Below are 12820 nucleotides of genomic sequence, written 5' to 3'. Positions count from 1 at the left end.
CAGCTGTGCACAACGCGCGCCGGATTCAGCCTATCCCTCTTCTACGACACGGGTGCGCATCGGCCTCCCGATAGACTGACGACACCAGGGCCTTTAGCTCAGCTGGTAGAGCGCCACGTTTACACCGTGGATGTCGTCGGTTCGATCCCGGCAGGGCCCACACCACACCCCCCAGAACCTGGTGGCCGTCTGTTCGCAGACCTCGACGCCCGCACGGGGCTTCCTCCTTCCCTCTCACCGGTGGGCTGCGCGGGAGCATGCCGCGATTCTCCTGTCCGGCGGCGCCTGTCCACGCCGACGCGTACGCTGTAACGCACGACACGACTCGGCGATCGGAAACGGGAGCTCTCACGCATGGCACGACGCATCGTCATCAGCGGGGCATCGGGCCTCATCGGCTCCGCACTCGCGTCATCCCTGCGCGCCGACGGCATCGAGGTCACCTCCCTCGTCCGCCGCCCGCCGCGGTCGGAGGACGAGGCGCAGTGGGAGCCGGGGGAGAGCGCGCTCGATCCGGAGGTGCTGGCGGGAGCAGATGCGGTCGTCGCGCTCGGCGGTGCCAGCGTCGGACGACTCCCGTGGACGCGTGGCTACCGTCAGGAGCTCATCGACTCGCGCCTGGGAGCGACGCGCACCCTGACCACCGCGCTTCGTGCACTGCGCTCCGACGCTCCGGCCCTCATCTCGGCATCGGCCGTCGGCTACTACGGCTCTGCGCCCGGCGAGGTCCTCACCGAGGACTCCGCTGCGGGGCAGACCTTCTTGGCCGATCTGACCGTGCGTTGGGAGGCCGAGGCGCGTCAGGCCGAAGATCACACCCGGGTCGCGCTGCTGCGCACCGCGCCGGTCATTCACCGGCGCGGAGTGCTCAAGCCGCTCATCCAGCTGACCCGTTTCGGCGTCTCCGGGCCGCTCGGGCGCGGGACGCAGATCTGGCCCTGGATCTCGCTCGAAGATGAGGTGCGGGCGATCCGCCACATCCTGGACAAGAAGATCGCGGGCCCGGTCAACCTCACGGGACCGACACCGGCGTCTGCGAACGACATCGGCCGAGCCCTGGCCGCTCGGATGCACAGGCCGTTCTGGGTGCCGGCACCGGCGTGGGCGTTGCGTTTCGCCCTCGGCGACGCGGCCGATTCGCTGCTGCTTCCCGATGCCGACGTGCGGCCGCTGGTGCTGGAGCGCTCGGGGTTCCGGTTCACGCACGCGACCGCGACGGAGGCGGTCGCCGCCGCTCTGTGACCTTCTCTGTGGGACACATTGATCCGGCGAGATCGCTCGCTGATCGGGGTTCACCACTGCGAGACTGAGCGCATGGAGATCATCGAGAACTCGAAGCTCACGGTCGTCGGCGCGGGAAGCGTCGGGTCGAGTGTCGCCTACGCGGCACTGATCCGGGGTTCCGCCCGTCATGTCGCGCTGTACGACATCGCCACCGAGAAGGTCGAGGCGGAGGTGCTCGACCTCGCCCACGGCACGCAGTTCACGGGCTCCAGCGACATCATCGGCGGCAACGACATCTCGGTCGCCGCCGGCTCGCACGTCGTGGTGATCACCGCGGGCGCGAAGCAGAAGCCCGGTCAGACCCGCATCGAGCTCGCCGAGGTCAACGCGGGCATCATCCGCAGCATGATGCCCGACCTGCTCGAGGTCGCCCCGAACGCGATCTATGTGATCGTCACGAACCCGTGCGATGTGCTCACGGTCATCGCGCAGGAGGAGACCGGGCTTCCTCCCGAGCGGATCTTCGCCTCCGGAACAGTGCTCGACACCTCGCGGCTGCGGTGGAAGCTCGCCCAGCGAGCCGGTGTCTCCACCGCCAGCGTCCACGCGCACATCATCGGAGAGCACGGCGACACGGAGTTCCCTCTCTGGTCTCGCGCGACGATCGGCACCGTGCCGATCCTGGAGTGGGAGACGCCCGGCCACCCTCGCTTCACCCTCGACGAACTGCAGGAGATCGCCGTCGACGTGCGCGACGCCGCGTACAAGGTCATCCTCGGCAAAGGGGCGACCAACTACGCGATCGGACTGTCGAGTGCACGCATCGTCGAAGCGATCCTGAGCGACGAGCATGCCGTGATGCCCGTCAGCACCGTGCTGCGCGACTTCCACGGGCTGGACGGTGTGGCGCTCTCGGTGCCGTCGATCGTGAGCGCGAAGGGTGCCGTGCCGATCCGGAACACCTCGTTCTCGGAGGGTGAGCTGGCGCTGCTGCGTCAGTCCGCTGACGCGCTCACGGCAGCCGCCGCATCATTGCGGCCGTGACCAGGCGGGTGACGCAGGGTATCTGAGGCGGGTCTGCGTCAGGACTCCTCGTGAGTCCTCGGGTCGGCGTCGAACAGGCGTCCGTCCGGACGTCCGAGCGCGGTGATCGCCGCCACCTCGGCATCGTCGAGAACGATCTGCGCCGCCGCGAGGTTCGCCACCTGGTGCTCGAGCGACGACGCCTTCGGGATCGACACCGTACCGCGGGCGACGTGCCAGGCCAGCACGGTCTGGGCGGTCGTGATCTCGCGGGCCGCAGCGATCTCGTGGATCACGGCCTCGTCGAAGAGCTCCCTCGCCCGCCCCAACGGGCTCCACGCTTCGGTGAGGATGCCGTGTTCCCGGTGATACGCGAGCTGCTCCTCCTGCGGGAAGTACGGATGCACCTCGATCTGATTGACGACGGGGCGCACCCCGGTCTCCTGCTCGAGGCGCTCCAGGTGCTCCGGAAGGAAGTTGGAGACGCCGATCTGTCGGACCACGCCGCGGGACTGGGCGTCCACGAGCGCGGCCCACGCCTGGACGTACTCGTCCTGGAGGGGATTCGGCCAGTGGATCAGGTGCAGATCCGTCACATCGAGTCCGAGGCGCGAACGGCTCTCCTCGATACCGGTGCGTGCCTTCGCCGACGGGTGATGGCGACCGGGGAGCTTCGTGGTGACAATGACCTCGGAGCGCGGCACATCGGCGGCCGCGACGCCACGGCCGACCGAACCCTCGTTCTCGTAGTTGAACGCCGTGTCGATGAGACGGTAACCCGCGCCGATGCCTCCGGCGACTGCGTCTGCCCCGGCATCTCCGAGGAGTCCGTAGGTGCCGAGGCCGATGGCCGGAAGGGCGAACCCGTTGTGGGCGGTGAACGAGGGGACGACGGGCTGAGTGGTCACGGTGCTCCTTCTTGGCCTTTTCCCCGAGCGTACGCTGAGGGGATGACGACGGAGGCGGAGATGGCGTCGGATGACACCGTGATCGAGGACCAGGATCGCTGCCCGTGTGCTTCCGGGGACGTGTTCGGCGGCTGCTGCGGGCCGTTGCTCGACGGTGCGCCCGCGCCGACGGCGGAGCGCCTGATGCGCTCGCGTTACACCGCGTTCGGCCTCCAGGACGCCGGGCACCTCCTGCGCACCTGGCACTCGACCACGAGGCCGGAGACGATCGATTTCGAGCCGGACCTCGAGTGGCGACGGCTGCTGGTGATCGATCGCGCGGCCGGAGGCCCCTTCGACCGCGAGGGCGTGGTGGAGTTCGAGGCGTTCTGGCGGCAGGGTGCTGCGAGGGGCTCGCTCCATGAGCGCAGCCGCTTCGTGCGCGAGGACCGGCACTGGTACTACGTCGACGGCGACGTGCGTTGATGGGCGGATGTCGCGACAGCGACTAGATTTGGAAGCGTGAACGCCAGCCCCGAGAACCAGCGCACCCTGCTCGACATCGCCGACCTCGACCGGCGCATCGCGCAGGCCGAGCGTGCCCGAACGAAGCCGAGCCAGGCGGGGCGGATCACCGAGCTCGTCGCCATCCGTCAGGAGCAGCTGCGCGAGCTGACCGCTCTCGCCGGCACCCGTGACGACGTGCGCACCGAGCTGAAGCGTCTGGAGTCCGACGTCGCCGTCGTCGAGGCGCGTCGGAATCGCGATGCGGAGCGCCTCGCCGCGTCGACGAACTCGAAGGACGCGCAGGCGCTCGAGCACGAACTCGCGAGCCTTGCTCGGCGCCAGAGCGACCTCGAAGACGCCGAACTCGACGTCATGGGTCGACTGGAAGAGGCAGAAGCCGCCCTCGCCGCGCAGCAGGCGCTTCTGGATGCGACGACAGCCGAGGGTTCGGCGCTCACCGCACAGGCGAAGGCCGATGTCGCTGCCGCCACAGACCTGGGTGCGCAGCTCTCCCGCGATCGTGCGGCCGTCGCCGAGGGAGTGTCGCCCGAGCTCTTGGCGGAGTACGCCCGTCGCGCCGTGAACAGTGCGGGTGCCGCGCTGCTCACCCGTGGCACCTGCGAAGGCTGCCGCATCCTGCTTCCCAGCACCGATCTGAACGACATCCGCCGCGCGGCGGACGACCTCGTGGTCTCCTGCCCCGAGTGCGGGTGCATCCTCGTGCGTACCGAGGAGTCCGGGCTCGCATGAGCGGTGCCTCCGCTCGCCGGCGATGACAGCGCCGGCGTCGGGCGTCGAACGACGCATCGCGCTCATCTCCGTCGGCGCTCACGAATACGTCGCCGTCGAGCTCGACGGGAACGACGAGGAGCAGGATCGCACGTCGCTGCGTACCGATGACCTCCCGGACTGGGTCCGCACCGCCGAGGCATCAGACGCCCCTCGATGGATCATGCGGACCGCCGCCGAAACCTACGCGCTCCTCCTTGGAGCCGGAGTGCGGATCACTCGCAGTCACGACCTGGTGCTGTGTCATGCGATCCTGCGCGACACCTCCTCGGTGCCGACGCCACTCCCGGCCTCTCAGGAGTGGGAATGGCGGGAACCGACCGTGGCGGCACCGTCCCTCTTCGATGTGTTCGATGAGGTGGGCGGTGAGGATGCAATCGCCGCGACTCTGGATCAGTACCGGGCGCAGCGCCGCGTGATCGCCGCGGCGCCGGATGGACGTCTCACGCTCCTGTGCGCAGCGGAGTCGGCGGGCGGACTCATCGCGGAAGAGATGCGGGCCGCAGGATTGCCGTGGGACGAGGGCGTGCACGACGCGATCCTCACCGACACCCTGGGCACCCGCCCGGTAGCCGGCGGCGTGCCGAGTCGCATGCTCGAACTCGGAGATCGTGTGCGCGAGCTCCTCGGCGATGCCTCGCTGCACCTGGACAGTCAGCAGAAGCTGCTCAGGGCGCTGCACCGCGTCGGGGTGCAGGTCGAGTCGACGAGCCGGTGGGAGCTCGCCGAGCACGACCACCCGGTCGTCGAACCGCTGCTGGCGTACAAGAAGCTCTCCCGGCTGCTCAGCGCCAACGGGTGGGCGTGGCTGGCGGAATGGGTGCATGACGGCCGGTTCCGCCCCGTGTACATCCCCGGAGGTGTCGTCACCGGGCGATGGGCCTCCGCCGGTGGGGGAGCGCTCCAGCTTCCGCGGAGCCTGCGCCCTGCGGTGCGTGCCGACCCCGGGTGGACGCTGGTCGTGGCCGATGTCGCGCAGCTCGAGCCGCGGATGCTCGCCGCGATGGCAGCCGACGAGGCGATGGCTCGTGCGGCCAGGGGGAGCGACCTCTATGCGGGCGTCGTCGCTTCCGGGGCGGTCGCCACTCGCGAGGAGGCGAAGTATGCGGTCCTCGGTGCGATGTACGGTGCCACGACGGGCGATAGCGGCCGACTGGTTCCGCGGCTGCGCAAGGTGTACCCGCGCGCCATGGCACTCGTCGACGCCGCGGCACGCACGGGGGAGGACGGTGGCATCGTGTCGACCTGGCTCGGTCGATCATCACCCCGCCCATCCGTGGAGTGGATGCGACTGCAGTCCGAGGCGACCGATGCGGATGCCGATCCCGCGGTGGTGGCCCTCGCTCGGCGCAGGGCGCGCGACTGGGGGCGGTTCACACGGAACTTCGTCGTTCAGGGCACGGCTGCGGAGTGGTCGCTTATCTGGCTGGCCGAGATCCGTCACCGCCTGCAGCAGATCCCCGAGGTCTTCGCCGAGGCTGCGGCCTCCGGTCCGTTCGCACGCTCCCCGCACCTGGCATTCTTCCTGCACGATGAGGTGATCCTGCACGTTCCGTTCGAACATGCGGAGGCGGCGGCCGAGGCCGTGCGCGAGGCGGCGGCCACGGCGACGACGCGACTGTTCGGCTCGTTCCCGATCGACGTGCCCCTCGATCTGCGCATCGCGGAGTCTGCGCAGAAGTAGCCGCAGGCCGCGGGTCTCGGAGAACGTAGACTGGAGACGCGAATGGGTCGACTGGACGGCCGCGTTGCGGGCAACCGCACCGAGGAACGTCCGGGCTCCTCAGGGCAGGACGGTGGGTAACGCCCACCCGGAGCAATCCGCGAGAAAGTGCCACAGAGAGTAGACCGCCCCGCAAGGGGTAAGGGTGAAAGGGTGGTGTAAGAGACCACCGGGGGCCATGGTGACATGGCCCGCCAGGTAAACCTCGTCCGGAGCAAGGTCAGACAGAGGATGTTGACGCGGCTCGCCGAGTCCTCGGGTAGACCGCTAGAGTGCCACGGCAACGTGTCGCCGAGAGAGATGGCCGTCGAAGGGGCGAAGAACCCCGGAACAGAACCCGGCGTACAGGTCGGCCCATTCGCATAACGAAGATCTGATCAGGTCTCCTTCCGCCCGACTCCCGGCAGCGCGCCCAGAGCGCTGTTCTCAGGGAGGGCGTGCCGGGGCGGGGCGGATCGCACCGCCTAGGCTCGGAGTAGCCACCCAGAAAGGCACGTCCATGAGGTCTACGCCATGAGAGATGTCACACGACGGGGTCTGGCCTTGTCATTGGTGCTCAGCGGCGTCGCGGGGTATGTGGATGCGATCGGGTTCATCGACACCGGCGGCTTCTTCGTCTCTTTCATGAGCGGCAATTCGACCCAGGCCGGTGTGGACATCCTCGAGCAGGGATTGGCGTCGTCGCTTCTGCCCTTGACGCTGGTGGTGGCTTTCGTCCTGGGCGTCGCCGCCGGCGCGATGATCGGCGGGAACGGGCGACGGCGCGCCTGGGCGGTGGCGGCATCCGCGTCCGCCGTCGCTCTGAGCGCCGTCCTCGCTGCGGTGGTACCGACGAGCCCTGCTCGGTTCTGGATGCTGGCCGTCGCCATGGGGGCGCTGAACACCCTGTACCTCTCGGACGGACGTGCGCGGGTCGCCATCACGTACGCGACCGGCACGTTGGTCAGTCTGGGTCTCGCGGTCGCGGCGCTGCTCACCGGGCGTTCCGGATCCGCCTGGCGCCGCCCTCTCCTGCTGTGGGGATCCCTCGCGGGAGGCGCGGTGGTCGGTGCCGCGGCGCACCGGCTCGGAAGCGGCCCCGCGTTGCTCCTCGCCGCCGTCGTGCTCGCCGCCGCCGGGGTGGGTCTGGCCATGAGGACCCGCGTTCGACGGGAACCTCCGATCGACTGAGCGGGGGAGGAGGCTCCGGCCCGCACCTTCGCGAACACGCGAAGACCCCGATGACTACGGCAGTCATCGGGGTCTTCGGTGTCAGGGACGTGCGTGGATCAGTCGCCGGCGAGGGATGCGGCGCCGATGATGCCCGAGTTGTTGCGGTGGATCGCCGGGACGATCGGCGTCTTGAGGTCGAGAAGCGGAAGGAAGTCTCCGGCGTTCTTCGAGACGCCACCGCCGACCACGAACAGGTCGGGGCTGAACAGGAACTCGATGTGCGAGTAGAACGCCTGCAGGCGCTCGGCCCACTCCGCCCAGCTGAGGTTCTCCCGTTCGCGTGCCGACGTCGCGGCGTACGTCTCGACCGACTCGAACTCGCGGAAGTTGAGGTGACCGAGCTCGGTGTTCGGCAGCAGCACCCCGTCGTAGAGGAATGCGGATCCGATGCCGGTGCCGAGGGTCGTCAGGAGCGTGAAGCCGCGCACATCCCTGGCCGCTCCGTGGCGGGCTTCGGCGACACCCGCGGCATCGGCGTCGTTCACGAACACGATGTTGCGGCCGAGGCCGTCGCGGAAGAATCGTTCGGCGTCGAAGTCGATCCACTCCTTGGACACGTTCGCGGCCGAGAGCGTCTTGCCGCGCTTGACGATCGCTGGGAAGGCGACCCCGAGCGGCAGCGTCGACTCGTGCACGTCGAGCGTCTTCAGAAGGGTCTGCACGGCGTTGAGCACGTCCTGCGGCGATGCGCCCTCGGGAGTGGGGACCCGCACCCGGTCGGATGCCATGACGCCGTGCTCGAGGTCGACGATTCCTGCTTTGATTCCCGTGCCGCCGATATCGACGCCGATCGCTTTTGCCATGGGCGATAGCTTAGCGACCACGGTGCGCGCCAGTAGGATCGATGACATCACGTGAAGAAGGGGCAGACATGTCTGACGGCGACCACAAGTACTGGTACAACTCCGCGACTGGCGAGATCGAGTTCGGCATGATCTCGCCCGCCATCGACCGCATCGGCCCGTTCGACACGGAGGCCGAAGCCCGCCGTGCTCCCGAGGTCGTCAAGGAGCGCGCGCGTTCCTGGGCCGAGGAAGAGGCCGTCGAGCAGGGCTGGGACGCCAAGGGCGACGCAAAGGGCCAGGGCGCAGAGTAGCCATGGACAAGCAGAGGGACTTCGTCCTCCGGACCATCGAGGAGCGCGGCGTCAAGTTCGTGCGGTTGTGGTTCACGGACGTGATCGGCACTCTCAAGTCGGTGGCCATCGCGCCCGCCGAGGTCGAGGGGGCTTTCGCGGAAGGCATCGGATTCGACGGTTCGGCGATCGAGGGGCTGACACGCACCTACGAATCCGATCTGCTCGCCCAGCCCGATCCGACGACGTTCCAGACGCTGCCCTGGCGCGGTGAGATCGACCCGACCGCGCGCATGTTCTGCGACCTGACGACCCCCGACGGCCGGCCGGCCGTCGCCGACCCACGTCACGTGCTCAAGCGCACGCTCGCGAAGGCCGCAGACGCCGGATTCACCTTCTACACCCATCCGGAGATCGAGTTCTATCTCCTGAAGTCGTCCTCGTTCGGACCCGACGGCCCCGTGCCCGTCGACTCCGCCGGCTACTTCGACAACGTTCCCGGCGGCACGGCGCACGACTTCCGCCGTCGCTCCGTGCGCATGCTGGAAGATCTCGGCATCTCCGTCGAGTTCAGCCATCACGAGGGCGGCCCCGGTCAGAACGAGATCGACCTGCGCTACGCCGATGCGCTGACCACAGCCGACAACGTCATGACGTTCCGCACGGTGATCAAGGAGGTGGCGATCGAGCAGGGCGTCTACGCGACGTTCATGCCGAAGCCGCTCAGCGGTCAGCCCGGCAGCGGCATGCACACGCACATGTCGCTCTTCGAGGGCGATCAGAACGCGTTCTACGAGGAGGGCGCGAAGTACCAGCTCTCCAAGACGGGGCGGCACTTCATCGCGGGCCTGCTCAAGCACGCGAACGAGATCTCCGCCGTCACGAACCAGTTCGTGAACTCCTACAAGCGCCTGTGGGGCGGCGACGAGGCGCCGAGCTTCATCACCTGGGGCCACAACAACCGTTCCGCGCTCGTGCGCGTGCCGATGTACAAGCCCAATAAGGGGCAGTCGTCGCGCGTGGAGTACCGTGCGTTGGACTCGGCCGCGAACCCCTACCTGGCGTACGCGCTCATGCTGGCGGCCGGGCTCAAGGGCATCGAAGAGGGATACGAGCTGCCGCCGGAGGCCGAGGACAACGTCTGGGCTCTCAGCGACGCGGAGCGACGGGCCCTGGGCTACTCGGCGCTGCCGGCGAGCCTCGACCACGCCCTCGAGTACATGGAGGCGTCCGAACTCGTCGCCGAGACGCTCGGGGAGCAGGTGTTCAACTACGTGCTGCTCAACAAGCGCAAGGAGTGGGAGGCCTACCGCGGTCAGGTCACCCCGCTCGAACTGAAGAACAACCTCGAGCTTCTCTGAGGGGCGCGCATGGCCCGTCCGGACGATTCCGTCTCGCTCTCCGCGCTGGCCAGACTCGGCTTCGCCGAGCTGAGTGAGGCGGCAGCGTCCCTGTCGGAGCTGGCGAGCATCCTCGACCAGCCGCGCACCGTGCTGCTCGAAGCGGCGGATGCGGCGGATCCCGATGCCGCCGTGCGCGGGCTGCTCAGAGTGGCGCGCCGGGACGAGGCGCCGCTGCGGAGACTTCTCGTCGACGAGGAGACGCGTCGACGGGTCTGGCGGGTGTTCGGTGCGTCCGAAGGGCTCGCCGACTTCTTCCTCCGTCATCCGGACCAGCTGACCGTCCTGGAAGGCCCCCTCACTGCTCTGCCGTCGTCCGACGAACTGCGCGAGCGTCTGCTGGCTTCGGTGGGTGCGCACGACGGTTTCGCGCAGTTGTCCGGAGACGAAGCCGTCGTCGCGATCAGGGTCGCATATCGGCGCAATCTCGCAGCCATCGCCGCCTACGACCTGTCGCATCCTGCACCGGAGACGATCATCGCACCGGTGTCGGCGGCGCTGGCGGACATCGCCGGTGCCGCGCTCGAAGCATCGCTCGCGGTCGCCAGGACCCGGTTGCGGGACTCGATGGGCCCTGGCGAAGTGGCGGCGACGCGCCTCGCCGTCATCGGCATGGGAAAGGCCGGAGCGCGGGAGCTGAACTACGTCAGCGATGTCGACGTGATCTTCGTCGGCGGCAGCAGTGATGAAGAGGTCGTCACGGAGGCACGCGCCATCGACATCGCGACCCGTCTCGCGCGCGAGACGATGCGCAACCTCGATGCGATCGAGGTGGAGCCCCCGCTGTGGGAGGTGGATGCCGCGCTGCGTCCCGAGGGCAAGCAGGGTGCTCTGGTCCGCTCGCTCGCGTCGCATCTGGCCTACTACGACCGCTGGGCGAAGAGCTGGGAGTTCCAGGCCCTGCTCAAGGCACGCCCGCTCGCCGGCGACGCCGAGCTCGGCGCCGAGTACATCGCCGCGGTGCAGCCGAAGATCTGGTCCAGCGCCGCCCGACAGGACTTCGTCGAGAGCGTGCAGCGCATGCGCGAGCGCGTGATGGAGCACATCGATCCCGAGGACGCCCCGTACCAGCTCAAGCTCGGCGCCGGCGGCCTGCGCGACATCGAGTTCACCGTGCAACTGCTGCAGCTCGTGCACGGCCTCACCGATGAGTCGCTGCGCACCCGTGGCACGCTCGAGAGCCTCGACGCGCTCGTCGAGGGCGGCTACATCGGGCGGGTCGACGCCGCCGCGTTCGCCGACGACTATCGGCTGCTCCGGCTCATGGAGCATCGGCTCCAGCTGCGCGAGCTCAGCCGCACGCATCTGATGCCGCGCACTCCCGCCGGCCTGCGGACCCTGGCGAGGGGCACCGGACTCGCCGAGAGCGGTGAGCGGGTGTGGGCGCGCTGGGAGAGCGTGCGACGCGAGGTGCGTGAGATCCACACCCGCCTGTTCTACCGTCCGCTGCTGAGCGCCGTCGCCGGCCTGCCGGAGGAGGAGCGCACGCTCTCCGCCGCCCAGGCACACGACCGCCTGGCGGCGATCGGGTTCCGCGATCCGGCGGGAGCCCTGCGCCACATCGGCGCCCTCACGAGCGGGCTCAGTCGCAAGGCGACGATCCAGCGCCACCTGATGCCCATCATGGTGCGGTGGTTCGCAGACGGCAGCGATCCGGATTATGCGCTGCTCGCCTTCCGCCGCATCAGCGAGCGTCTCGGGGACACCCCCTGGTTCCTGCGGATGCTGCGCGACTCCTCCGGCGCGGCTGAGAGCCTCACCCGGCTGCTGTCCTCCTCGCGCTACATCGGCGAGCTCCTGGAGTGGATCCCGGAATCTGTGGCCTGGTTGGACAGCACGGGACGCCTGCGGCCTCGTGGTGCCGCTGCGCTGGACCAGGAGGCGCGCGCGATACAGACGCGCCACGAGACGATCGGCGACGCCCTGCGCGCCGTCAGGGCGCTGCGCAGGCGGGAGCTGCTGCGCACGGCGATGGGCGCTGTCCTCGACGTCCTCACGATCGAGGAGGTCGCCACGGCGCTCACCGAGATCACCGAGGCCACGATCCAGGCGGCCCTGCGTGCGGTGATCCGCGACGTCGTTCCGCCGGAGGACGAGGCGCTGGATTTCGCGGTCATCGCGATGGGACGCTTCGGCGGCGCCGAGCTGGGCTTCGGCTCCGACGCCGACATCCTCTACGTCTACGACGCGAACGGCGTCGATCCGCAGCGCGCGCAGAAACTCGCGACGCAGATCGTGGCGGGGCTGCGCGAGCATCTCACCGACCACCGCCTGCCGCTGGACCTCGATGCCGACCTGCGCCCCGAGGGGCGCAACGGCCCCGTCGTGCGGTCCATCGAGGCATACACGGAGTACTACCGGCGCTGGTCGCTCTCGTGGGAGGCCCAGGCGCTGCTCCGGGCCCGCGGCGTGGCGGGGAGCGCCAAGCTGATCGCGCGGTTCACGGCACTGGCCGACACGATCCGCTACCCGGAGTCGGTCGACTTGCAGGGCACACGCGAGATCAAGCGCATCAAGGCGAGGGTCGAGGGGGAGCGGTTGCCGCAGGGCGCAGATCCCCGGCGTCACCTGAAGCTCGGGCCCGGTTCGCTCAGTGACGTGGAGTGGCTCGTCCAGCTGTTGCAGCTGCAGCACGCGCACGCCGTCCCCGGACTGCGCACGACGTCGACCCTCGGTGCGCTCGAGGCCGCGGTGGCAGCGGACTTCGTGACCGAGGAGGATGCCGCACGTCTTCGTGAGGCCTGGCTGCTCTCCAGCCGTCTCCGGTCGGCGATCACCCTGCTGACCGGTCAGACCAGCGATGTGCTGCCCGCGGACCGCAGGCAGCTCGACGCGATCGGGAGACTGCTCGGGTATCCCGACCGCTCGGCGACCGAGCTCGAAGAGGACTACCTCGGTGTGACGCGGCGCGCACGCAAGACGTTCGAGCAGCTCTTCTACGGCTGATCGAGCAGCCTCAGTTTGCGGTATCGGACGAGGT

At 68.9% G+C, this 12820-nt stretch carries 11 protein-coding genes, 1 tRNA gene and 1 other RNA gene; 11 read left to right on the top strand and 2 right to left on the bottom strand.

Annotated elements, in window-relative coordinates; all coding sequences use genetic code 11:
• Positions 1-87: 87 nt before the first annotated feature.
• The 3 genes from KY497_RS12740 to KY497_RS12730 all read left to right on the top strand — a co-directional run bounded on the left by KY497_RS12740 (position 88) and on the right by KY497_RS12730 (position 2268).
• Positions 88-160: transfer RNA gene (locus KY497_RS12740), tRNA-Val, on the top strand.
• A 194-nt stretch (positions 161-354) separates the two neighbouring features.
• Positions 355-1242: a TIGR01777 family oxidoreductase gene (locus KY497_RS12735; RefSeq protein WP_141386803.1), complete on the top strand. Its 888-nt coding sequence runs from the start codon at positions 355-357 to the stop codon at positions 1240-1242.
• A gap of 72 nt (positions 1243-1314) precedes the next feature.
• On the top strand, positions 1315-2268 hold the full coding sequence (locus KY497_RS12730; RefSeq protein WP_141386802.1) for an L-lactate dehydrogenase: 954 nt from the start codon (positions 1315-1317) through the stop codon (positions 2266-2268).
• 38 nt (positions 2269-2306) lie between these two features.
• Here the strand turns inward: KY497_RS12730 and KY497_RS12725 are convergent, their stop codons facing one another.
• The gene (locus tag KY497_RS12725) at positions 2307-3155 is read right to left on the bottom strand and encodes an aldo/keto reductase (RefSeq protein WP_218682986.1); all 849 of its coding nucleotides are present in this window, start codon (positions 3153-3155) and stop codon (positions 2307-2309) included.
• A gap of 42 nt (positions 3156-3197) precedes the next feature.
• On the opposite strand from KY497_RS12725, the gene KY497_RS12720 reads away from it, so the two are divergent.
• From KY497_RS12720 to KY497_RS12700, 5 genes are all read left to right on the top strand, one after another.
• Complete coding sequence (locus KY497_RS12720) at positions 3198-3620, top strand: YchJ family protein (protein ID WP_141386800.1); 423 nt, start codon at positions 3198-3200, stop codon at positions 3618-3620.
• A gap of 36 nt (positions 3621-3656) precedes the next feature.
• Positions 3657-4391 (top strand): zinc ribbon domain-containing protein, encoded by a 735-nt coding sequence (locus KY497_RS12715; RefSeq protein WP_210698492.1) that lies wholly within the window; start codon positions 3657-3659, stop codon positions 4389-4391.
• A gap of 22 nt (positions 4392-4413) precedes the next feature.
• On the top strand, positions 4414-6114 hold the full coding sequence (locus tag KY497_RS12710; RefSeq protein WP_219869188.1) for a bifunctional 3'-5' exonuclease/DNA polymerase: 1701 nt from the start codon (positions 4414-4416) through the stop codon (positions 6112-6114).
• Between the two features lie 43 nt (positions 6115-6157).
• Positions 6158-6514, top strand: an RNA gene (rnpB, locus tag KY497_RS12705) — RNase P RNA component class A.
• Between the two features lie 152 nt (positions 6515-6666).
• The gene (locus tag KY497_RS12700) at positions 6667-7323 is read left to right on the top strand and encodes a YoaK family protein (RefSeq protein WP_174799578.1); all 657 of its coding nucleotides are present in this window, start codon (positions 6667-6669) and stop codon (positions 7321-7323) included.
• 98 nt (positions 7324-7421) lie between these two features.
• On the opposite strand, the gene ppgK is transcribed toward KY497_RS12700, so the two are convergent.
• A complete protein-coding gene (gene ppgK / locus KY497_RS12695) occupies positions 7422-8168 on the bottom strand; it encodes a polyphosphate--glucose phosphotransferase (RefSeq protein WP_141386797.1) in 747 nt (248 codons plus the stop codon).
• 68 nt (positions 8169-8236) lie between these two features.
• Here ppgK and KY497_RS12690 point away from each other — a divergent pair, with 68 nt between their 5' ends.
• The 3 genes from KY497_RS12690 to KY497_RS12680 are packed head-to-tail and all read left to right on the top strand — an operon-like array spanning position 8237 to position 12786.
• Entirely contained in the window at positions 8237-8461 is a 225-nt protein-coding gene (locus KY497_RS12690; protein ID WP_017830462.1) for a hypothetical protein, read from the top strand.
• A gap of 2 nt (positions 8462-8463) precedes the next feature.
• Positions 8464-9801, top strand: a complete 1338-nt coding sequence (glnA, locus tag KY497_RS12685) for a type I glutamate--ammonia ligase (RefSeq protein WP_219869187.1) — start codon at positions 8464-8466, stop codon at positions 9799-9801.
• 9 nt (positions 9802-9810) lie between these two features.
• The gene (locus KY497_RS12680; RefSeq protein ID WP_219869186.1) at positions 9811-12786 is read left to right on the top strand and encodes a bifunctional [glutamine synthetase] adenylyltransferase/[glutamine synthetase]-adenylyl-L-tyrosine phosphorylase; all 2976 of its coding nucleotides are present in this window, start codon (positions 9811-9813) and stop codon (positions 12784-12786) included.
• Positions 12787-12820: the final 34 nt, after the last annotated feature.

The organism is Microbacterium sp. PAMC22086, assembly GCF_019443525.1.
In the GTDB taxonomy this organism is placed as follows: Bacteria; Actinomycetota; Actinomycetes; order Actinomycetales; family Microbacteriaceae; genus Microbacterium; species Microbacterium maritypicum.
Note: the sequence above shows the minus strand (reverse complement) of the source record. Positions and strands in the feature narration are given on the sequence as shown.

Excerpts from the sequence above, each read along its gene's own strand:
- ppgK (WP_141386797.1), bottom strand. The coding sequence starts at position 8,168 with ATGGCAAAAGCGATCGGCGTCGATATCGGCGGCACGGGAATCAAAGCA.
- KY497_RS12680 (WP_219869186.1), top strand. The coding sequence starts at position 9,811 with ATGGCCCGTCCGGACGATTCCGTCTCGCTCTCCGCGCTGGCCAGACTC.
- KY497_RS12735 (WP_141386803.1), top strand. The coding sequence starts at position 355 with ATGGCACGACGCATCGTCATCAGCGGGGCATCGGGCCTCATCGGCTCC.
- glnA (WP_219869187.1), top strand. The coding sequence starts at position 8,464 with ATGGACAAGCAGAGGGACTTCGTCCTCCGGACCATCGAGGAGCGCGGC.
- KY497_RS12690 (WP_017830462.1), top strand. The coding sequence starts at position 8,237 with ATGTCTGACGGCGACCACAAGTACTGGTACAACTCCGCGACTGGCGAG.
- KY497_RS12720 (WP_141386800.1), top strand. The coding sequence starts at position 3,198 with ATGACGACGGAGGCGGAGATGGCGTCGGATGACACCGTGATCGAGGAC.
- KY497_RS12700 (WP_174799578.1), top strand. The coding sequence starts at position 6,667 with ATGAGAGATGTCACACGACGGGGTCTGGCCTTGTCATTGGTGCTCAGC.
- KY497_RS12710 (WP_219869188.1), top strand. The coding sequence starts at position 4,414 with ATGACAGCGCCGGCGTCGGGCGTCGAACGACGCATCGCGCTCATCTCC.
- KY497_RS12730 (WP_141386802.1), top strand. The coding sequence starts at position 1,315 with ATGGAGATCATCGAGAACTCGAAGCTCACGGTCGTCGGCGCGGGAAGC.